Below are 19,196 nucleotides of genomic sequence, written 5' to 3'. Positions count from 1 at the left end.
AATGACCATGCCAACAAGAATGCAGGGCAATGGGTGACCTGTGCTGCAATTCGCAGTTTCTGAGAGCTGAAAAAGTTCCCCCGGGACTAGCAAATTTTTATGACATTTTATTGATTTTGATGCTTGATTTTTTTTCTGAGAATCGCATTATGGATCACAGGGAGTTAATCCTGACCTGGTTGAAGACCGGCCCGAGCGCAAAACTTTATACCGGCTGCACGCACAGCCACCAAACCGCGACCTCTGGTGACCAAATTTTCAACCCTGTCATTTTCTCCCTACAGGGCGCCCTACCTTCTTTCAGCAAACCGCGCATCGCGGCCTGCATGGATCCTTTATAACCGGAGGTATGTGCCCATGAAATCTGCGCCTTACGATAACATTGTGTTTCGCGACATCGACAAATCTGCCGCCCTCGCGGACACAGTATCCAGAAAGCTGGACAAGCTGGAACGTTATTGTGGCGATATCATACGAAGCCGTGTGGTCCTCGAAGCCCCCCATCAACACAAGCACAAAGGAAAGCAGTACAAAGCTTCCGTTGAGCTCGCTGTTAGCGGCAATCCCGTCACCATTACCAACGAGAGCGACTCCATTCACCGAGCCGTCAATGGTGCCTTCAGTTCCGCCGAGCGCTGCCTGAAAGAGCGCGGCGACCGCCGCAAAACCCGTCGACATCAGATGCCGCAGGTAGAGGCTGTCACCGAGGAGTAGCGTCGCCGCTACCCGAGCGAGCCCAGACCGATCGATACATCAGAATTTTTCGCGCAGTGGACCTGAATGTCTCCTGCTGAATACAACCAGAAAAGGCGGGGTAACTCCCCGCCTTTTACGTTTGCGCCACCCGATCGCTTACTTCACTCTGCCACCGGGGTCCGCATTGTCACAAACTCTTCAGCTGCGGTCGGATGGATACCGATGGTCTGGTCAAAGATCGCCTTGGTCGCTCCTGCTTTCATGGCCACCGCCAGCCCCTGGATGATCTCCCCGGCGTCGGGCCCCACCATGTGCGCCCCGACTACCAGGTCACTATCGCGATCCACGATCAGTTTCATCAGTGTGCGCTCATCGCGCCCGCTGACGGAATGGCGCATGGCGCGAAAATCGGAGCGAAACACCTGCACCGGGATCCCAGCCTGGCGAGCCTCTTCTTCGGTCAACCCGACGGTACCAATGTTGGGCTGACAGAAGACTGCGGTCGGGATGTTGTTGTAGTCGATTTCCGCGGTCTTACCGCTCTGCCAATGTTTTACCAGTGCCATCGCTTCCGCCAGCGCCACAGGCGTCAGTTCCGGGCCCCCTGTCACGTCTCCCAGAGCGTAGATTGAAGTCACACTGCTGCGGAAGTTGTCGTCAACACCAATGGTGCCATCTTTGTGCACCACCACCCCAAGCTTCTCCAGACCGAGACCGGCCGTGTTGGGTTTACGGCCAGTGGCATACAGCACCGCGTCCACTTCCAGCACCTTTCCGTCGCTGTCAGTTACCCGCAGGCTGCCATCGGTGCATTTCTCGATGGATGAGACCTGGTGCTGAAAGTGCAGCTGTACGGACTTTTTCGCCATTTCATCGCGGACGAAACGACGCACATCGTTATCGAACCCCCGCAGAAACAGATCCCGGCGATAGGAAAGATGTGTTTCCGCACCGAGCCCGGCAAATATCCCGGCAAACTCGACAGCAATATAACCACCGCCCACAATCAGCACCCGCTTTGGAAAGACCTCCAGGGAAAATACCTCGTTGGTGGTAATCGCATATTCAGAACCCGGAAGCTCCGGCACAAACGGCCAGCCACCGGTTGCGATCAGAATGCGCTGTGCCGAATACTCGGTTTCGCCGACGGTGACCTGATGTCTGCCACTCAGCTTTGCGCGCCCATCAATAATGGTCACACCCGCGGTCCCCAGCAGATTTCGATAGATACCATTGAGACGCGTCACCTCTTTGGCGTTGTTGTCACGCAGAGTGGGCCAGTCAAACTCGGCGCTCGCCTGTCCCTGCCAGCCATAGGCTTCGGCATCTTCAAAAGCCTCGCGATAGCTGCTCGCATAGACGAACAGTTTCTTTGGCACACAACCGACGTTGACGCAGGTTCCGCCCATATAACGATCTTCCGCAACTGCCACGCGCATGCCCGATGCCGCGGCCATGCGCGCCGCACGCACGCCGCCCGAGCCGGCGCCAATCACGAAAAGATCAAAATCAAATTCAGACAAAATTCACTCCTTTTGCCGAAAAAACTACCTATCTCACCACTAATTGGCCAGGGGAAACGCGGACTGGTTCCGCAATTGGCACATAAGTGACATTTCGAACTTAAAAGCCGTTGACATAAGACTGGCGTTTAGATACTTATGTGATGTTTATCACAATAACAAGCCTGATAGCGAAAACAACAGCAAGGCACTCGAAAATGAAAACACCATATCGAAAAACAACACACTTGCACCCATCCACCCTGCCGAACCTGCGCCGGAAAGTAACTCAGGCGCTGACTGCCGCCATGACACTCGGCATTCTGTTGTCCTCCGGTAACGCCGCGGCCAATGCCCATCCGTCATACCTCACCGAGAGCTATTGCGATGGGCTGGTAGAGCAATTCGTCGATTCCGGGATGCGCAGCCTGGGTAAATACGTCAATGAGAACTTCAAACCGGAATATAAAGGTGGTATCCGCAATACCATCAATTTCCTGAAGCAGCGTTCGGAATGGCTGTCAGAATGCGACGCCTACCTCAAGGATACCGCCAGCGTTCACGTGTTCCACGATGAAAAGAACACCAAGGACATCTTTGCCGCGATTGATGCCCTTGCCAAGGAACTCCAGTTGGTCCGCGAAGGCGTCGAGTATCCGGATGAGTCCGGTGCGAACAATCCGCACCCGTTTATCAAAAGTCGTTACGAGACGCTCGCCGAGCTGATGGATCAGCACCACACGCGTATTCTGATGAAGAAGCAGTTCCAGTAATCACCGTCTGACCGGGGCGGTAGAGCTTCGAGTACTACCGTTCCCGGCCTTCCTTCTCACTGCCTGGCCGCGGAACCGCCGCGCCAGCCTCCCTTCCCTTTGCGGCCTCGCTCGCGGTCATCTCCGGCCAATGCTCCTGATCACGCCCCAACAGACGCTCTTTGAGGCTGGCAGCAATTCTGCGTGCAAGCGCGCCAAGCTTGGGCCGCTGCTTTTCAGAAAACGGAATCGGCCGGCAACTGTGCACTGCGGCGAGACCAATACGCGCCATGAACAGACTGGCTCCCATACCCTGACCCAACCGGGCAGAGACGGTGCTGAGCATGCTGTCGCCCACGAGTTCCGGCCACAGCTCGCTTACGGCATATTCGCTTGCTCCACTGTACGCCACCAGTGCCAGGATCTTTTTGAACAGGCGCCAGCGCACCACCACCGATGGTCGTACACCGTAGATCTGTGCAACATCGTCGATCATGCGCATGGACTGGCGCAGGGCGACCAGGACGTCCAGGGTCGTAAATGGGCTCAGGCCCACAAGGGCACCGGTGGTGGTGGCGTGGCGCACTATACGCCGCAGGGCTTCCTGATCCAGCGCTTCAAAAAAGTTGAGCTCCAGATGCTTGAGAAGCTCACTGTTATCGTAATAATCCGGAGTTTCCTCCTGCACTCTGGCGAGTAACGCCCCCTGGGGTTTGCCGTCGAAGAGTGCTCGCAACTGCTGATTGAGTGGCTCAACCGCGTCCGTGGCACGACTATCACGCACCTGCGCCGCCAGCTGCTGGGTTTTCTGCAACTTGCGCAACGGCTTACCAGCGCGGAAATATTCCCACACGGCGCTGGCCATGGTGAGCACCAGCGCACCAATAATGACCCCGGCCAAAAGCCCAAGGCTCCAGTGCATATCTGCCGCCCAGTAGAAAAACTGACGCAACTCCCAGAACACGGCGCCAAATGTCAGTGCCAGAGCGGCCAGTAATGCCGGCTTCCACAGGCGCAGGCGGTATACCGGTAGCCGGAGCTCGGAAAATGAGACCGTATTCGGCAATGATTCACCGGTGGTTATTGAGCGCGGCAGCTGCTCGGGTTCCTCCGCCAGGGATTCCACCCGTGTCGCGGCCCGTTCGCGAGGTGCCGGCTCTTCCGCGTCGAGGTTTTCAATTCGGGTCTGACGCCGCGGCGCCCCCAGCCCACCGGGCGGCTTGCCGCCCGGGACGGCGTTATTGTCAGGCAAATCCGTCACACCTTATCCCCCAGCAACAGGTTCAGTAACGCATCAATGCGTATATGGGGCATATAGCCCTCACTGCCGATACCTACCGGTGGCCGCAATTGCGGCGGCAGGCCCCCATTGTAATGCTGCCAGTCCCCCTCCTGCGGTAGATGGGCGAGGATTTCCGCGTTTTCAAACCCGAGATAGCGGCCATCCATCCCGTGCCCCACCAGCATACGCCGACCATCGCGCACACTCTCATTCGAGCAGCGCACCGCGGCAATGGCTTCGCAGTACAGCGGTAACCCGCGATGGCGCGCACCGGAAAATACCTGCTGTAACTGCTGTCCCAGCAACTGCCGCAGGGCGTCGTGATCCGCCGCCAGCACCTGATCGACCTTGGTGGCAGCAAATACCAGTCGGTCGATCCGAGGACGCCACAGTTTGCGCAGCAACCCGTTGCTGCCATAGCGAAAGGTGTCGGCAATATGCCCAAACGCCATGCGCATATCTTCCAGCGCTTCTTCGCCGGCGAATAACGTCCCGATAAGATCCACCAGGACCAGCTGGCGGTCCAGGTGCCGGAAGTGACTTTCGACAAATGGGCTCACCAGGGTTTCAACATACTCCCGATAGCGCGCTTCCAGAACCCGATACACACTATCTTCCGGTAGCGCCGCCAGCTCTGCGGCACTCTGATGCGCCAGGGCCGTCAGCGGGAAGAAGCCGTATTCGTCGTTATCGAGTAGCGCCCGGCCCGGTTGCAGATAGCTGAGCCGGGCACTGCCGCGGCAATCGCGCAGAAACTGACGATAATCCTGCCACAGGCTATCCAGCTCCCGGGGGTCTGCCGTCGCTTCCGGGTTGAGGTTCTCCAGGCGCGCCAGCAATGCCGGCGCCAAAGCCCGCCGGGTTTCACCAGCCAGCAAATCCCGCTGGTGTCGGCACCAGGTGGCGAAATCCAACCGCAGCAGAGGCAGGTCCATCAACCATTCGCCCGGATAATCGCGAAACTCGAGAATCAGCTTCTGGCGATATTTGCGGCCGAAGCGTCGGCTTTGCAGGTGGAGGTGCAGTTCCAGGGCGGAGAGGTCGCGGGTGGATTCCGGCCAGCGCGGCGGATTGGCGGTTAACGCCTCGATGCAGCGCTGATATTCGAATAGTGGCAGACCGGAATCGACGGCGGGATGCAGGTCGGCGCCGATCAGGCGGCCATTGAGGGCCGGCGCAAAGCCCGGCAATTGGGCTCTGTCCGGATGACTCAGCTGATAGACAAGACTAGTGATCAGCGTGGATTTACCGGCACCACTGAGACCGGTAATCCCGATACACAGGCGCTTGTCGAGAAGGCGCTCGGCCGCCCAGTGGGATTTATCCAGCGCCTCTTTTCCAAGGTGGCGCAGTTGCTTTTTCAGGCCGCGCAAGCGGCCACTGCCGGTATGGCCACGATTTTCAGAACTCACTCAAACTCCATGTACAGTGGTGCCGCGACACGCGGCCCGGATGCGGCACCTGAGGCTGCAACCACCGCGGTCAAACGCCGGCGGCTTACTCGACCAGGGCAATGTCGCCAGAGCCCATCACCGAGAAATTGTCACTGGCGGGACGCTTCAGAACGATGTCCCCCGACCCCATTACCGCACCGCCGGCATTGGTCGCCTGCAGGTTGCGGCCAACAAAGTCGCCGGAACCCATCACGGTGATTTTCAGGTCAGCCACCTTGCCGCCGATCACCATATCACCGGAGCCCTTGATCTGTGCGCTCAGGGTCTCGCCAATAAAGTTGTCCATACGGACGTCCCCAGAGCCGGTCACGCCGGTGTCCCCCTGCACAGCCAGAATAGTACCGAGAATCAGGTCACCGGAACCGGTCACCTGAGCACTGAGCGACTCTGCCGCCACTTTCGCCACATGCATCACGCCGGACCCGGTCACGCGCAGATCCAGTTCCGCACTCTCGAGGGTTCCCGCAGAAGCCTTACCGGAACCGGTAACGCGAAGGGCCTTTATCGCCGGCAGAGTGACCTTGAAGTCGATTTCCGGTTCGCTGCTTACGGTTACCACCCCAAACAAACTCTTGCGGTCCGATTCTACCGACAGCGACAGCGTGTCTCCGCTGACCTCCGTCCGAGCGTATTGCAGGTCTTCTTTCTGTCCGTGTGCGGTTACCGAGAAGGACGCCCCCTGTACCACTTCCAGCGTCGAGCCGCCTTTCAGGACAATGGCGGAAAAGCCCTCCGCATCGAAGCTGCGACTGTCTTGCGCGCGGCTGCCGGCAGCCCCCAGCAGCAGTAGTGGCGCCAGCACCACAAAGGTCAAAAAACGAGCAAAAAATGAAGATCTGGAACCCATGGCCCGATTACCTGTAGTCATTAACTGATTTACCCGACGGCACCCGCGTGGGCTGCCATTTCCGTTCACTGCCTGTAGGACGCTCCCGCGCGCCGGTTCGGATGCAGTGGGTGGCTATTTGTCTGTGCACGACGGATCTGTACTGTGGCGGTAGCCGAGATCGACCAGCGCCTGACGGATCTTCGCCGCTTCGGCCGCCAGGACCTCCGGTTCCGCCTGCTGCTGCAGCGCGAAATCCAGGTCGGGGATTTCATTGATGGGCACCAGGTGATAGTGGGTATGCGGCACTTCCAGGCCTGCCACCATGACCCCAACGCGCTTTGGGCTGTACACGCGCTTCTGAGCCTTCGCCACCCTGCTTGCCACCTGCATCAGGTGCGCGCTGGTTTCCGCCGGTAGATCGTCCCAGTGATCAATCTCCTCCACCGGAATCACCAGGCAGTGGCCCGGTTTTATGGGCGCAATGGTCATGATTGCCACCGCCACCTCGTCTCGCCAGACGAAATGCCCAGGAAGGTCGCCATTGATGATTTGGGTAAAAATACTTGCCATTGGGTGCCCTGCTTTGCTGAATCTGCTGTTGCATTGGTTCGACGGGCAGTTTACCAGTGGCGTTTGCCGTGTCACCTCCTCAGCATGCCGGCGACAGAACGGCCACACAATGCACATGGCTCCCAAGAGCTAACGGACAACTCGGCAGCCGCCAGAAAACGCTGTAAAAATAGGCTTCTGAAGCATACTGCGCCGCGACGTTGCGCCCAATTAAACGGGCCCTGAAACACCCGTGGAGAAGTGTGACAATTTCTTGCCGTTTTGTTGGCAGTGGTATTTCCATCCCGTACTCTTGCCGCCCATATCGAAGCCGGCAGCCCAGACCTCAGCAAAAACGGTGAATACCGCAAACGCAATTGCCAAAAAAGCAACTACTTACAGGAAAAAGGGCGCCAACTTACTTTCAGTTTGACCGTCTCACAGGGGGATTTCATTCATGCCAAAGGTTGTATCAGCCGTACCAGCACTCCGATCGTGCTCCCAGCACAGCGCGATCCAGACTCCGGGGGAATGCACCCTGCTCGACATCATCGGCGGCCGCGTGTTTGTCGATCAGCTTGTCACTGAGTTTTACCAGGCGATCGGTAAATATCTGTCCAGTGAAGACACATCCGAGCACGGCAAACAGACCACCCGTCAGGCACAGTTTATCAGCCACGCCCTGGCGGAGCAGGCGGAGCCAGTGCACAGCGCCCGCGCCAGCTTCCTCGCCCGCGGACTCAACCCCGCTCTGTTTGAGGGTCTGATGGAGTATTTTGAAGCGCGCCTGCTGGAGCTTGGCTTTTCCCCTTCCTTCGGCGGACAACTGGTACGCACCGTGACCGACCTGTATGACCAGAGCGAAACCCCGCTGTCCATCGCCTGCTGAGCATCGGTTGCGCGCCATCTGACCGCGGCGCTTCGCCTCCCGCATCGGCCTCGGTTGCGACCGCCGGGGCCGCCCCATACAATGCACTCTCACACAGCCTATATCCCCGTTTGCTTTTCCTACTGTAAGCGGTAAGCGCTACAACTCACGCTCAAGATACAAGAGATTGCCAATGAAAATTGCTAACCACAGCGTTGTGGAGATCAACTACACCCTGAAAGATGCCGAAGGTACCGTGATCGACACATCCGAAGGTGGCCAGCCGCTGAAATACCTGCAGGGCGTAGGAAATATCATCCCCGGGCTGGAGCAGGAAATGCTCGACAAGAGTGCCGGCGACAAGTTCAAGGTCGTGGTAGAGCCTGAAAATGGCTACGGCCCCCAGAACCCGGAGCTGATCCAGACCCTGCCGAAAAGCGCATTTGGCGGTGTGGAAGAGCTGAAAGTAGGCATGGCCTTCCGTGCCCAGAGTACCGAGGGTCAACCGATCGAAGTCGAAATCATCGATATCGACGGTGACCAGGTAACCATCAACGGCAACCACCCGCTGGCAGGCGTTGAGCTGCACTTCGACATCGAAGTGGTCTCGGTACGCGAAGCAACTCCGGAAGAGATCGACCACGGCCACGTGCACTGACTCGAAACTCTCCCCGCAGGGCGGTCCCTCCGCCCTGCGTCTTCTACCCTCCCCCTTCGGTTTATTATTCAGCCCAATAGTAAGTGGTACCGGACCCCTATGCCCGACTCTCTGCCCCACAAGAACCTGAGTGACGCCTACCTGCAACGATTTGGCGGTATTGCACGACTGTATGGCGCCGACGCTCTGCCGCTCCTTCACGCCGCGCACACGGTGGTCATTGGAATTGGCGGTGTCGGCAGCTGGACGGCGGAAGCACTGGCGCGCAGTGGTATCGGCAAAATCACCCTGATCGATCTCGATGATATTTGCATCACCAATACCAACCGGCAGATACACGCGCTGGAGCAGAGTGTGGGGGAAATCAAGGTGACGGCGATGGCGGAACGTCTGCGGGAGATCAACCCGGAAATTCGGGTCGCAACCGTCGAGGACTTCATCGCCAGCGACAACTTCGCCGAGCTACTGGCACCGCAGCGGGAGTCCATCGATCTGGTGATCGACGCGTTCGACAATGCGCGGGTCAAGGCTGCACTGATCGCCTATTGCAAGGCGCGCAAACTGAGACTGATTACCGTAGGCTCTGCCGGCGGCAAACAGGATCCCACCCAGATCACCTGTGCGGATCTCGGGCGCACAGTCAGCGACCCGATGCTGGCAAAAGTCCGCCAGCACCTGTACCGCTTTCACAACTTTCAGAAATCCAGCAAGCGACAGTTTGGTGTGGATGCCATTTATTCCCGCGAGCCCATGGTCTACCCGCAGCCCGATGGCCAGGTATGCCAACAGAAAAGTAGCATGCAGAATGGGGTCAAGCTGGATTGCAGCGGCGGCTTCGGCGCCGCCACCATGGTCACCGGTACCTTCGGATTTGTTGCCGCAGCAAAAGCCGTTGAGCGCATACTGCAGCGCACCCGCAAGCGGACCTGAAATGCCGTCAGCGCGTATTCATCAGGCTGAAAGCGCGCTGTAGCAATGCACGGAACCCGTTTGCCCGGGACTCACTGAGCTGCTGTGCCAGTCCCAGGTCATCAAACAGCGCCTGCAGTTGTTCGACGCTTACCTCATCGGACTGGCATCCGTCCAACTGCGACAACAGCAGCGCCCCCAGCCCTTTGACGATGCGGCTATCGCTATCCACAGCAAAATAGTGTCGGTCGCCTTGCTGACGATGCACCAGCCAGGCACTGGACTCACAGCCCTGCACCAGGTTTTCCGCAGTACGAATCGCATCCTTGCGGGTTATCACCTTGGCCCACCCCATCAGGGTGCGATAGCGATCCTGCCAATTTTTTTGATTGCGCAGCGTAGCGAGATCCAGCGTCGATAGGTAGTCCGGCTGCCAGAGGCCATGCGTCATGTCAGCCATTCCCGGTTCCGGATCGGTATCCGAGTCCAGCTGTCGTAAAAACTCCTCGACCGCCGCCACAAAACGATCCAAGTCCGCACGGGTGTTATAGGCGGCCAATGACGCACGCAAGATTGCGGTATGTCCGGCGGCACGTAAAAGGGGTTGCGCGCAATGGTGCCCGACCCGCACCGCGATATCCCGTCCGTCCAGCCACTGCGCCAGGTCAATCGCGGCGCATCGGGGATGGGTAAAACTGACAATACCGAGGTTGTGTTGCGGATTGCTCAATAAATGAAGTTCACTAATCTGCGACAGTTTTTCGTGGAGATACTGCTGCATCTGTTGCTCGTGCCGGGCCATGGCGACGCGATCCTGACGAGCGATAAATTCGAGACAGGCGCCAAGACCCGCGATGCCTGCGAGGGATGAGGTGCCCGCCTCGAACTTGTGCGGCAATTCCGCGTACGCGCTGGACAGCAGGTCCACATCCGCAATCATTTCGCCTCCGCCCTGCCAGGGGGGCATCGATCGCAAATGTTCCTCTTTACCAAAAACCAGGCCAATCCCCGTAGGGCCGTAAAACTTGTGCGCAGAACACACGAAAAAGTCACAACCGATGGCTGCCACATCCACTGGGTCATGTGCCGCCAGTTGCGCGCCGTCGAGTACCCAGTACAGGTTCCGGTCGCCCAGTGACGCGCGCAGTGCCGCCAGATCCGTACGGAAGCCCAAAGCATTGGAGCCGGCCGTCACCGATACAATCTTTGTTCGCGACGACAGTACCTCACCAATACGGTCGAACTGGGGAATACCCCGGGCGTCGGGCACAAAACGCAACGTCAGCCCATAGCGTTCAGCCATCATTTGCCAGGGCACCAGGTTAGCGTGGTGCTCTGCGGTAGACAGAACGACCTCATCCCCGCCTGCAGGGTGCCGCACAGACTGTTGGCGAGCAGATTCAGGCCTTCGGTGGCTCCGCGGGTAAAAATAATCTCGCGCGGGGACCGGGCATTGAGGAACCCGGCTGCGGCGCGGCGTACCCCTTCCACCATTTCGGTTGCGCGACGCGCGAGCCGGTGGCTGGAACGGTGCGTATTGGCATTACTGTGGAGATAAAAATCGCGCAGCGCGTCAATCACACATGCGGGCTTGTGCGTGGTCGCCGCATTGTCCAGGTAAACCAGCTCCCGGTTTTCCTGCTGAGCGAAGAGCGGGAAGTGTGTTTTGAAGTATTCGGGAGAAAAATGCATTGTCAATTAGAGCCCAAAGAGTACCCGGGCATTATTTCCAGTCTGAGCAATCACGGTTTCAACGGGCACCCCGCGCAATTCCGCCAGGGTTTGCGCTACCGCCGGCAGGTATTCCGGGCTGTTTCTCTCACCCTGGCGCCCCGCGTGGGGCATATCCGGTGCATCGGATTCCAGTAGCAGTTTTTCCAGGGGCACATCGCTGAGGGTTGCGCGGGTTTTCGCCGCCCGTTCATAGGTAATGGTGCCACCAACACCGAGAGAAAATCCGAGCCTGATATATTCCTCGGCTATTTCCCGGCTGCCGGAAAATGCGTGAATCACCCCGCCTTTTTCCGGGCAAATACTTTTCAGCGCTTTCAGGACCTCGCTGTGGCACCGCACACAGTGAACGATCACCGGCAGCGACAATGTCTGCGCAGCCTGCAGCTGCGCCTCGAATACCGGAATCTGTGCCTCCAGAGGTGTTTCGATATTGGCATCGAGACCGCATTCACCGATCGCAACACAGTGCTGCCCACCCCGTTTGCGTTCGTGCTGGACACGCTCGACCACCGCGCGCCCGACCTCGGCCGCCCCCAGGGCAAGGTCTGCCACCCACCACGGGTGCACCCCCACGGCCCCGAACCAGCCGGGCTCAGACTGCACGAGTGCGAACAGGTGGCGCCACTGGGGAATACTCACGCCGGGTATGATCAACCCCTGCATACCCAGCCCCTGGCAGCGCGCCCAGACCTGCCCGCGATCGGCAGAGAAGGAATCGAAATCAAAGTGGCAATGGCTATCGATCAGCGCCATCAAAACTCCCCGGGAATCTCAGGTGAAGCGGATTCGAGATGTACAGGGCGTGAATTGTAGGTCGGGCGCGCCGGAAAAGCGACGCGCTCAGTGGGGGAAGGCGGTATGACAGTATGACAGGGAGAGTGCCGCGTGCAGGAAGCGCGCTCCGGCGGCACCCGGGAAAAGCGTCTGCGCGCTTCAGCTGATACTGGACTGGCGCGCCAACTTGCGCCCCTCTTCCAGCTCCACACGAAAGTTTTTCACCATCTGCCGCAGGAAAAGTCGCGGCGCCAGTTTATACAGATAGGCACCGAGCAGGGTTTTGTCCCACGGGAACAGACGCTCTTTGCCTGCCGCCACCGCGTTCACAATACGCGCTGCCATCCAGTCGGCAGTGCGCACCTGGCCCACCGTGCTTTGCGCGTGCTGCGCGCGACCACCGTCCCCAGACAGCGCATTGGCGTCAATATTGGTGGCAACAAAACTGGGGTACACCATCAACACAGAGATACCGTCGTCCCGGACTTCCTCACGGAAAGTTTCAAAGTACTGATGCAAAGCGCTTTTGGCAGCACAGTATCCGGCGCGTCCCAGCACCGGCATCCAGCCCGCCATGGAGCTGATATTCACCACGCACCCACCGGCAGCACGCATCGGTGCGAGCAGTCCTTGCGCAAGTTCCACCGGCGCGTGATAGTCCACCGCCATCACCCGGCGGATCACCGCGTTGGTGGTCTGGGTGGAGAGACTGCGGTGGGTGATTCCCGCATTATTGATCAGCAGATCAATCTGAGGGTGGGCATTACACAGCGCGCGGCAAAGTCCCGCCACCGAATCTTCCGCAGAAAGGTCGGCCACGTGCACATCCACCGAGACCAAAGGCTGGGTCAGTTCTGCCGCCCGATGCTGCAGCGCATCGCTGTTCATATCCACCAGCACCAGACGCAGAGACGTCGCACTCTGCTGGGCCCGCGCCGCGAGCTGCTGCACCATGGCCCATCCAAGTCCGCCTGCGGCACCGGTCACTACTGCCACCTGTTCGCGGTTCACCCGCTTGCCACGTAAAAAACTCATGCGGCCTCTCCCTGCGGTTGTTGTTGTCGCTGCGCGCCCGACACTACCCCCTCAAACCGGGTGACGCGGGCCTCTCTCGCATCCACCGGGATACCCAGTGCATTTTTTGCAAAAAAGGCAAAGGCCTCAGCCGAAGTTTTTTGCGGTTGATAGCCCAACTCGGTTTTCAGCCGGTGGTTTAGCAGAACCGGCCGATACTGCAGAAACATCACTTGAGCCGGCTGCACACTCCCCAGGCGCAATGTGAAACAGAAAGACAGGATCGCCTTCAACAGCCAAACCGGCGGGCACCGCAGAGGCTTATGCAACAGCCGCGCAATCTCCTTCGGGGTAAGTGCATCGTCGCCGGCCAGATTGAAAATCCCACTGGCACTACGTGTCACGCCGTATTCAATCGCGCCGATCACGTCCTGATCCCACACAAAGACAAACGGTGAATTATGGGCTCCGGGGTCGAGGATGCCGCGACCGGAAAACAACGCGCTGATTTTGCTGTTGGTCGTTGCACCGACAATGGAACAGGGACGAAAAATCAACTGCTTGAGCTGCGGGTGCTGCAGGCGATACTCCGCGAGCATCTCCTCAACCAGCCGTTTGTGATCGGAATAGGCAAATTCCGGATTGCCCCGCAGCGGATCGCTCTCCTGCAGCCAGGCAGGGTTGTCGGCGTGATAACCATAGGCCGCACCGCTGCTGGTGAGCGTGAGGTGGGAAACACCAGCCTTGACACAGGCCTCCAGCACGTTGCGCGTGCCCTCCACGTCAATCCTGTACTCCCGCGCGCGGTCGCGCCCGGGCGACACCACAGAAGCCAGATGCACCACATGTGTAATGCGCTCCGCGCGCAGCAGTTCCGCCAGGCGCGCGTCACAGATGTCCATTTCACGAATCGGAAATGCCGCTTCCCGCGGCACGATGTCAATACCCATGACGGACATCTGTTTACTCAGAGATTCCCCCAGTAAGCAGCCCACGTAGCCGGCAGCACCGGTAATCAATACCCGCTTATCAGTCATTGTTCACTCTTATTTTCCCCGGGGCCGCGACCGGTGGTCGCCGCCGAAACGATATTGTTATTTGTATGCGTTTTTATGATTCGATGTCTGTGGCTGGTCTACCCGACCGAATCGCTCCCCGCGCCGTTGAATCCGGGCGTCGGGCAGCGGTTGCTGGAATAGTTCCAATAGCCCGCCACACAAAGCCCGGACACCAGATGCCACACGCCCCAGAAGCCGGCGATAACCAGCATCTCTCCCGCCTGGGGGTAGAAGGTGAACAGGATGGCCAGCGCCAATCCGGAGTTCTGGATACCCACTTCCATGGTGACCGCGCGCCGGTCCCCGACCGGCAGGCGAGCCGCCCGGCTGGAAAGGTCTCCGATCAGGAAGGCCAGCGCATTGTGTGCGACAACCAGAACCAGAACGGAGCCGGCAATCTGTATCGCGGTCTGCCAGTGTTTGCTGAAAGAGATCACCACAAACAGCAGAAATACCAGCAGTGAGGCCGTGCGGAAGTAGCGCTCACTGCGCTGGGCAAAATGCGGGAAGCGCGCGCCGGCGAGCATCCCCAGCACCATAGGCACTGCCAGTACCATCACCACAATGAGCACCATGTTTTCCGCCGGCAGCGCAATGGCCTGCAGCAGATCGCGGGTGTTCGGGTTGAGACTGCCATAGAGGGCAAAATTGAATGGCGTCATCACCACGGCAGCGAGACTGGAAATGGCGGTCATGCTCACCGAGGTGGCTACATTGGCGCGCCCAATCCAGGTCATCACATTGGAGAAAGTACCGCCGGGGCAGCAGGACACCAGGATCATGCCCAGCGCCAGTCCCGGGCTGATATCCAGAGCCCAGGTCGCGGCACAGGTCATCGCTGGCAACAACAGAAACTGCGCGACCAGTCCGGTGATCGGAGCCACTGGCCGACGCAGTACCCGGCGAAAGTCCGCACTGCGCAGCCCGAGAGAAACGCCGAACATCATAAACGCGAGAATCGCGTTGAGCGCGAGCAGCGCCGCTGGCGACATCTGAAAAGTCTCCAGCGAGGACGAGATTACGGGGTTCATTTCATTCATGGTCCTGGCGACCTCAGCGGGTCGCCGCAGCGGGACTGGCTACAAAATGATCAGTATCCGCAAACTCATACCCCTTCAGCAAGTCCCTGGTGTGACCAGCCAGTGCTTTCAGGTAGGTATCCTTGTGCACGTAGTAGGCCATGCGCTCCAGATTCAGATAATTCATCCCGCCATCGGCCCGGCTGCCTGCCCGGGCCCGCTTGATCGCCTGGAGTTTGCGCGCGGATTCCGCGCCTTCCGACAGCTGGCGGATGTACAGCGCCACCATTTCCGCCTGGCGATTGCGCCCCTCCCATCCGAGTCCGGCCGCTTCCACCATGCCCATCAGGAACAGGTTGTCATACTCCGGGTGGAATACATTCAGATAGAGCCGCGGCGCGTAGGACTCCCAGTTCAGGCGCGCGCGATCGATAAACGGGTAATGCAGTTTGTAGCCGGTTGCCAGCAGGATCATATCGTATTCGCCATTGCTGCCGTCAGCGAAGGTCACGCGGTGACCGTCCACCTGTGCGATGTCCTTGCGGGCCTTGATATCCCCGTGGCCAATATGGTGCAGAATCAGGGAATTGATCACCGGATGGGACTCAAACATCTTGTAGTCCGGCTTGGGCAGGCCGTATTGCTCCGGTGTACCCAGCATGAACTTTGACAGAGCCGCGCTGATTTTCTGCTGGATAAAGCGCGGCAGTTTGATCTTGCCACCCACCGCGTCCGTCGCCTTGCCGCCAATAAACTTGGGCAGGAAGTAGTAGCCGCGACGCAGGCTGATGTCCACACTGCGGGCGCGATGCGCTGCATCCACTGCGATATCCGCGCCGCTGTTGCCGCACCCCACCAGCAGCACGCGTTTGCCATCGAAAATAGCCGGATCCCGGTAATCCGAGGAATGCAGCAGTTCGCCGGCAAATTCACCGGGCAGTTGCGGCTTGTTGGGATGGTGCAGGGTGCCGTTCGCAATCAACAAGCCGCCGAATACCCGGGTCTGCTCCTCGCCTTTGCAGCGCGTTGTGATATGCCAGTCGCCATCGACCCGCTCGCAGTGGACAACCTCGGTATCAAATTCGTAATGGCGGTAGAGATCGAATTCCCGTGCATATTCCTGAAAATACTGCTTCAGCTCACTGTGATGGGGGAACAGAGCAACTTCATCCCCCATGGGAAATTCGGCAAATTCGGTCATGCGCTTGGAGGAAATCAGGTGCGCCGACTCATACATGGTGCTGGTCGGGCTGTCGATATCCCACAGCCCACCCACATCGCTGTGAATTTCAAATCCCACACAGGGGATGCCGTGCTTTGCCAGATTCCGTACACTACACAGACCCATGGGGCCCGCGCCAATCACCGCGTAGGGTTTCATTATTCTTCTCGCTGTTTTTTCAGTTCATCAACGATGCCTGCTCCGCGTTTCACCGCACTCTCAGACATACCGTTTGGGGTCGATTTTGAATATAACGTGACATCCGGAGAGGCCGTCGTCATAATCGGGCAGTCTCTGGTTAATTTCGGACAGTGAATTTGAACACCACTGATACTCGAACCGTCACACTCAGCTATACCCGCGCAATTATTGCCGCTCTCGGGCGCCTGGATCTGGTACTCCCTGACAGTGCCCAATCCCTCTTGGCCGCCATTGACGAGGAAGAGCGCGTGCCAATGGAGGTCCAGGAAGAGATCTGGCTGGCGGTACAGGAAGCCATACCGGACCCACTTCTGGGTATCCGCCTGGGGCAGGCCATGCAAGGCAGCCAGATGGGGCTGGTGGGTTACCTGTTGATGACCCAGAAAAACTTGGGTGCGGCCATTGATCAGCTTCTCATATACCACCCGCTGCTGGGAGAGGGTGGCCAGTTCGAGCTGCGCCGCAGCAGTTTTTATGTGGAACTCTGCTATCGCCCCAATTACCTGCGCTGCGCGCGACTGCGGGTCGAGACGGTGCTGTCCATCTGCCTGGCCCAGGCCCGCGCCATGACCGGGCGGGAATTCCAGCCCCAGAGTGTCCAGTTCGCCTACCCCACCCCCTCTCTCGCGGTACAACAGCAGTACCAGCAACTGCTGCAGGCACCGGTACAGTTCAATGCGGAAGTCTCGGCCATCCGCCTGCGCCCCCAGGATCTGGAAACCCCGCTGGTGGCCGCAGATCGCCAGGTGATGGCGCGCCTCAAGCCCGAGGCAGATGCCCTGCTCAAGGCCCTGACCAGCAAGAGCCTGCAACTGCGGGTGGCGCACCTGCTACAGCAGGAGCCGCAACTCAGCCGCGAGCAGGTCGCTGCCCGTCTGTGCATCAGCCCGAGACACCTCGGGCGCAAGCTGCTGGAAGAGAACGCCAGTTTCCGCGCGATACAGGACGAGGTGCGCAGTCACTATGCCTGCCAGTGGCTGCGCGAGGGCCAGAAGACCAACGTGGATATTGCCGCGGCCCTCGGGTACTGCGACGAAAGCGCCTTTGGCAAAGCGTTTCGCCGCTGGACCGGCCTGTCCCCGAAAGGGTTCAAGGCACAGCAGGACTGATCGCTACCGTCACCGCGGGAGAACGCTACAGTTAGGGAGACTTCCCGAACTACTGCATTCAGGAACCCGCGCATGTCTGTCCAGTCCGCGTCCACCGTCGAACCGCCCTCCCGGCTACCCATCGTACTCGGGCAGACCACACTCCCGCCCGAGGCCGGCGCCGCCCATGCCCCGGTGGTTCTGCTGCCGCAGATGTTGAACCGACACGGACTGATCTGCGGTGCTACCGGCACCGGCAAAACAGTCACCCTGCGCTACCTGGTCGAGCAGCTGAACCGCCGTAATATCGCGACACTGGTCACCGATCTCAAAGGCGACCTCAGTGGATTGGCGGCGCCCGGTGGCGGCAACCAGAAGGTACGGGAACGCCTGTCGCTGTTCGCCCTCGACGAGCGCTATTTCACCGGCTTTCCGTTGACCCTGTGGGGGCGCTGCGGCCTGCCTCTGCGCACCACTCCCAGTGAAATGGGCCCGGAGCTGCTCGGCCGGCTGCTTCAGTTGAATGACAACCAGCAGGGGTTATTGCGGGTCATTTTTCACATGGCCGATCAGCAGGGACTGCTGTTACTGGACTGGAAAGACCTGACCGCGCTGCTGGATTATGTGGAACAGCACCGCAAAGCGCTGACCGCCGAATACGGGAATATTTCTCCCGCGAGCCTCGGCGCCATCAAGCGCAAGATGCTGGCCCTGGAGCCATTGTCAGCGGACACCCGAGGCGCCGCCAGTCTCTTCGGCGAGCCCGCACTGAACCTCAATGATCTGACCCAGGGCGGGCGCATCCATCTGCTGGACGCCAGCGATATGCAGCCCGCCGTCTACGGCACGCTGCTGCTGTGGCTGCTGGCAGAGTTGTACGAAACCCTGCCCGAGAGCGGCGACAGTCAGTTGCACCTGGTCCTTTTTTTTGACGAGGCACACCTTCTGTTCGACGATCTGCCAAAAGCCCTGTGCGACCAGGTGGAGCAGATCGTGAAACTCATCCGCTCCAAAGGTGTGGGCATTGTGTTTGTGACGCAAAACCCGCTGGATATTCCAGAAGACATTCTCGCGCAACTTGGCAACCGCATTCAGCACGCACTGCGCGCTTACACGCCAAATGAGCAGCGCGCGGTCAAGGCCGCAGCGCGCAGCTTTCGCGAGAACCCCGCTATCGATACCGCCAGCGCCATCGGCGAACTGGCCGTCGGCGAGGCTCTTATTTCCGGGCTGGACCCCGATGGCATTCCACAGCCGGTAGCGCGCGCGATGATTCACCCACCGGCGAGCCAGCTCGCGCCACTCACGGACGACGAGAAAAAAGCTTTAGTGAAAAGTGACCCCTTGCGCACAATCTACGGTAAAAAGCTGGATCGGGAATCCGCTTACGAACAGCTCCAGCAGCGGCGCGAGCAATTGCAGGTCACGAAGGACACCGCTCCCGCAGCAACCACCGGAAGCGGCCAGGCCTCCAGGAGCACACTGGAAAAGAGTATTCAGCAGATGGCCAGCAGCTTTGGACGACAGTTTGGCAGGGAGTTAATGCGCGGACTGATGGGCGCTCTGACCGGACGCCGGCGCTGATAC

Annotated in this window: 19 protein-coding genes and 1 pseudogene; 8 read left to right on the top strand and 12 right to left on the bottom strand. The window is 59.1% G+C overall.

Features of this window, described 5'->3' with window-relative positions; genetic code table 11:
* The first annotated feature begins 29 nt into the window (after nt 1–29).
* Entirely contained in the window at nt 30–341 is a 312-nt protein-coding gene (locus tag LRR79_RS10025; RefSeq protein ID WP_231757078.1) for a hypothetical protein, read from the top strand.
* A gap of 16 nt (nt 342–357) precedes the next feature.
* The gene (locus LRR79_RS10020; protein ID WP_231757077.1) at nt 358–714 is read left to right on the top strand and encodes an HPF/RaiA family ribosome-associated protein; all 357 of its coding nucleotides are present in this window, start codon (nt 358–360) and stop codon (nt 712–714) included.
* Between the two features lie 143 nt (nt 715–857).
* Here the strand turns inward: LRR79_RS10020 and gorA are convergent, their stop codons facing one another.
* Nucleotides 858–2,219 carry a glutathione-disulfide reductase gene (gene gorA / locus LRR79_RS10015; protein WP_231757076.1) on the bottom strand — a complete coding sequence of 454 codons (1,362 nt, stop codon included), beginning with the start codon at nt 2,217–2,219 and terminating at the stop codon, nt 858–860.
* A 227-nt stretch (nt 2,220–2,446) separates the two neighbouring features.
* On the opposite strand from gorA, the gene LRR79_RS10010 reads away from it, so the two are divergent.
* Nucleotides 2,447–2,971 (top strand): hypothetical protein, encoded by a 525-nt coding sequence (locus tag LRR79_RS10010; protein WP_231757075.1) that lies wholly within the window; start codon nt 2,447–2,449, stop codon nt 2,969–2,971.
* Between the two features lie 34 nt (nt 2,972–3,005).
* On the opposite strand, the gene LRR79_RS10005 is transcribed toward LRR79_RS10010, so the two are convergent.
* From LRR79_RS10005 to LRR79_RS09990, 4 genes are all read right to left on the bottom strand, one after another.
* Nucleotides 3,006–4,211 (bottom strand): TIGR01620 family protein, encoded by a 1,206-nt coding sequence (locus LRR79_RS10005; protein WP_231757074.1) that lies wholly within the window; start codon nt 4,209–4,211, stop codon nt 3,006–3,008.
* Complete coding sequence (locus tag LRR79_RS10000) at nt 4,208–5,644, bottom strand: YcjX family protein (protein WP_231757073.1); 1,437 nt, start codon at nt 5,642–5,644, stop codon at nt 4,208–4,210. Before LRR79_RS10000 ends, LRR79_RS10005 begins: the two co-directional genes overlap by 4 nt.
* Before the next feature lie 85 nt (nt 5,645–5,729).
* Complete coding sequence (locus LRR79_RS09995; RefSeq protein WP_231757072.1) at nt 5,730–6,533, bottom strand: GIN domain-containing protein; 804 nt, start codon at nt 6,531–6,533, stop codon at nt 5,730–5,732.
* Between the two features lie 114 nt (nt 6,534–6,647).
* A complete protein-coding gene (locus LRR79_RS09990; RefSeq protein WP_231757071.1) occupies nt 6,648–7,085 on the bottom strand; it encodes an HIT family protein in 438 nt (145 codons plus the stop codon).
* A gap of 436 nt (nt 7,086–7,521) precedes the next feature.
* Here LRR79_RS09990 and LRR79_RS09985 point away from each other — a divergent pair, with 436 nt between their 5' ends.
* The 3 genes from LRR79_RS09985 to tcdA all read left to right on the top strand — a co-directional run bounded on the left by LRR79_RS09985 (nt 7,522) and on the right by tcdA (nt 9,520).
* Nucleotides 7,522–7,953, top strand: coding sequence for a hypothetical protein (locus tag LRR79_RS09985; RefSeq protein ID WP_231757070.1), 432 nt, complete (start codon nt 7,522–7,524; stop codon nt 7,951–7,953).
* 172 nt (nt 7,954–8,125) lie between these two features.
* The gene (locus LRR79_RS09980) at nt 8,126–8,590 is read left to right on the top strand and encodes an FKBP-type peptidyl-prolyl cis-trans isomerase (protein WP_231757069.1); all 465 of its coding nucleotides are present in this window, start codon (nt 8,126–8,128) and stop codon (nt 8,588–8,590) included.
* 99 nt (nt 8,591–8,689) lie between these two features.
* A complete protein-coding gene (tcdA, locus tag LRR79_RS09975; protein ID WP_231757068.1) occupies nt 8,690–9,520 on the top strand; it encodes a tRNA cyclic N6-threonylcarbamoyladenosine(37) synthase TcdA in 831 nt (276 codons plus the stop codon).
* Between the two features lie 7 nt (nt 9,521–9,527).
* On the opposite strand, the gene LRR79_RS09970 is transcribed toward tcdA, so the two are convergent.
* From LRR79_RS09970 to LRR79_RS09940, 7 genes and pseudogenes are all read right to left on the bottom strand, one after another.
* Complete coding sequence (locus tag LRR79_RS09970) at nt 9,528–9,854, bottom strand: SufE family protein (protein WP_231760013.1); 327 nt, start codon at nt 9,852–9,854, stop codon at nt 9,528–9,530.
* Between the two features lie 225 nt (nt 9,855–10,079).
* A pseudogene (locus LRR79_RS09965) lies at nt 10,080–11,191 on the bottom strand (aminotransferase class V-fold PLP-dependent enzyme); the annotation flags it as partial.
* 6 nt (nt 11,192–11,197) lie between these two features.
* Nucleotides 11,198–11,986, bottom strand: a complete 789-nt coding sequence (locus tag LRR79_RS09960; protein WP_231757067.1) for a TatD family hydrolase — start codon at nt 11,984–11,986, stop codon at nt 11,198–11,200.
* A gap of 180 nt (nt 11,987–12,166) precedes the next feature.
* Nucleotides 12,167–13,042, bottom strand: a complete 876-nt coding sequence (locus LRR79_RS09955) for an SDR family NAD(P)-dependent oxidoreductase (protein WP_231757066.1) — start codon at nt 13,040–13,042, stop codon at nt 12,167–12,169.
* Nucleotides 13,039–14,058, bottom strand: coding sequence for an SDR family oxidoreductase (locus LRR79_RS09950; RefSeq protein WP_231757065.1), 1,020 nt, complete (start codon nt 14,056–14,058; stop codon nt 13,039–13,041). The genes LRR79_RS09955 and LRR79_RS09950 overlap by 4 nt, the downstream gene beginning before the upstream one ends.
* A gap of 98 nt (nt 14,059–14,156) precedes the next feature.
* On the bottom strand, nt 14,157–15,110 hold the full coding sequence (locus tag LRR79_RS09945) for a bile acid:sodium symporter family protein (protein ID WP_231757064.1): 954 nt from the start codon (nt 15,108–15,110) through the stop codon (nt 14,157–14,159).
* A gap of 22 nt (nt 15,111–15,132) precedes the next feature.
* Entirely contained in the window at nt 15,133–16,479 is a 1,347-nt protein-coding gene (locus tag LRR79_RS09940; protein ID WP_231757063.1) for a flavin-containing monooxygenase, read from the bottom strand.
* Between the two features lie 158 nt (nt 16,480–16,637).
* Here LRR79_RS09940 and LRR79_RS09935 point away from each other — a divergent pair, with 158 nt between their 5' ends.
* Nucleotides 16,638–17,630, top strand: coding sequence for an AraC family transcriptional regulator (locus LRR79_RS09935; RefSeq protein ID WP_231757062.1), 993 nt, complete (start codon nt 16,638–16,640; stop codon nt 17,628–17,630).
* 72 nt (nt 17,631–17,702) lie between these two features.
* Nucleotides 17,703–19,193, top strand: coding sequence for a helicase HerA-like domain-containing protein (locus LRR79_RS09930; RefSeq protein WP_231757061.1), 1,491 nt, complete (start codon nt 17,703–17,705; stop codon nt 19,191–19,193).
* Nucleotides 19,194–19,196: the final 3 nt, after the last annotated feature.

Origin of the sequence: Microbulbifer elongatus (assembly GCF_021165935.1) — a bacterium.
GTDB classification, from domain to species: Bacteria; Pseudomonadota; Gammaproteobacteria; order Pseudomonadales; family Cellvibrionaceae; genus Microbulbifer; species Microbulbifer elongatus.
The sequence above is the reverse complement of the archived record's forward strand: the minus strand, read 5'-3'. Positions and strand labels throughout refer to the sequence as shown.

Excerpts from the sequence above, each read along its gene's own strand:
- LRR79_RS09930 (WP_231757061.1), top strand. The coding sequence starts at position 17,703 with ATGTCTGTCCAGTCCGCGTCCACCGTCGAACCGCCCTCCCGGCTACCC.
- LRR79_RS10020 (WP_231757077.1), top strand. The coding sequence starts at position 358 with ATGAAATCTGCGCCTTACGATAACATTGTGTTTCGCGACATCGACAAA.
- LRR79_RS09950 (WP_231757065.1), bottom strand. The coding sequence starts at position 14,058 with ATGACTGATAAGCGGGTATTGATTACCGGTGCTGCCGGCTACGTGGGC.
- tcdA (WP_231757068.1), top strand. The coding sequence starts at position 8,690 with ATGCCCGACTCTCTGCCCCACAAGAACCTGAGTGACGCCTACCTGCAA.
- LRR79_RS09985 (WP_231757070.1), top strand. The coding sequence starts at position 7,522 with ATGCCAAAGGTTGTATCAGCCGTACCAGCACTCCGATCGTGCTCCCAG.
- LRR79_RS09960 (WP_231757067.1), bottom strand. The coding sequence starts at position 11,986 with ATGGCGCTGATCGATAGCCATTGCCACTTTGATTTCGATTCCTTCTCT.
- LRR79_RS09955 (WP_231757066.1), bottom strand. The coding sequence starts at position 13,042 with ATGAGTTTTTTACGTGGCAAGCGGGTGAACCGCGAACAGGTGGCAGTA.
- LRR79_RS09980 (WP_231757069.1), top strand. The coding sequence starts at position 8,126 with ATGAAAATTGCTAACCACAGCGTTGTGGAGATCAACTACACCCTGAAA.
- LRR79_RS09990 (WP_231757071.1), bottom strand. The coding sequence starts at position 7,085 with ATGGCAAGTATTTTTACCCAAATCATCAATGGCGACCTTCCTGGGCAT.
- LRR79_RS09970 (WP_231760013.1), bottom strand. The coding sequence starts at position 9,854 with ATGGGGTGGGCCAAGGTGATAACCCGCAAGGATGCGATTCGTACTGCG.
- LRR79_RS09940 (WP_231757063.1), bottom strand. The coding sequence starts at position 16,479 with ATGAAACCCTACGCGGTGATTGGCGCGGGCCCCATGGGTCTGTGTAGT.
- LRR79_RS09945 (WP_231757064.1), bottom strand. The coding sequence starts at position 15,110 with ATGAACCCCGTAATCTCGTCCTCGCTGGAGACTTTTCAGATGTCGCCA.
- LRR79_RS09995 (WP_231757072.1), bottom strand. The coding sequence starts at position 6,533 with ATGGGTTCCAGATCTTCATTTTTTGCTCGTTTTTTGACCTTTGTGGTG.
- LRR79_RS10025 (WP_231757078.1), top strand. The coding sequence starts at position 30 with ATGGGTGACCTGTGCTGCAATTCGCAGTTTCTGAGAGCTGAAAAAGTT.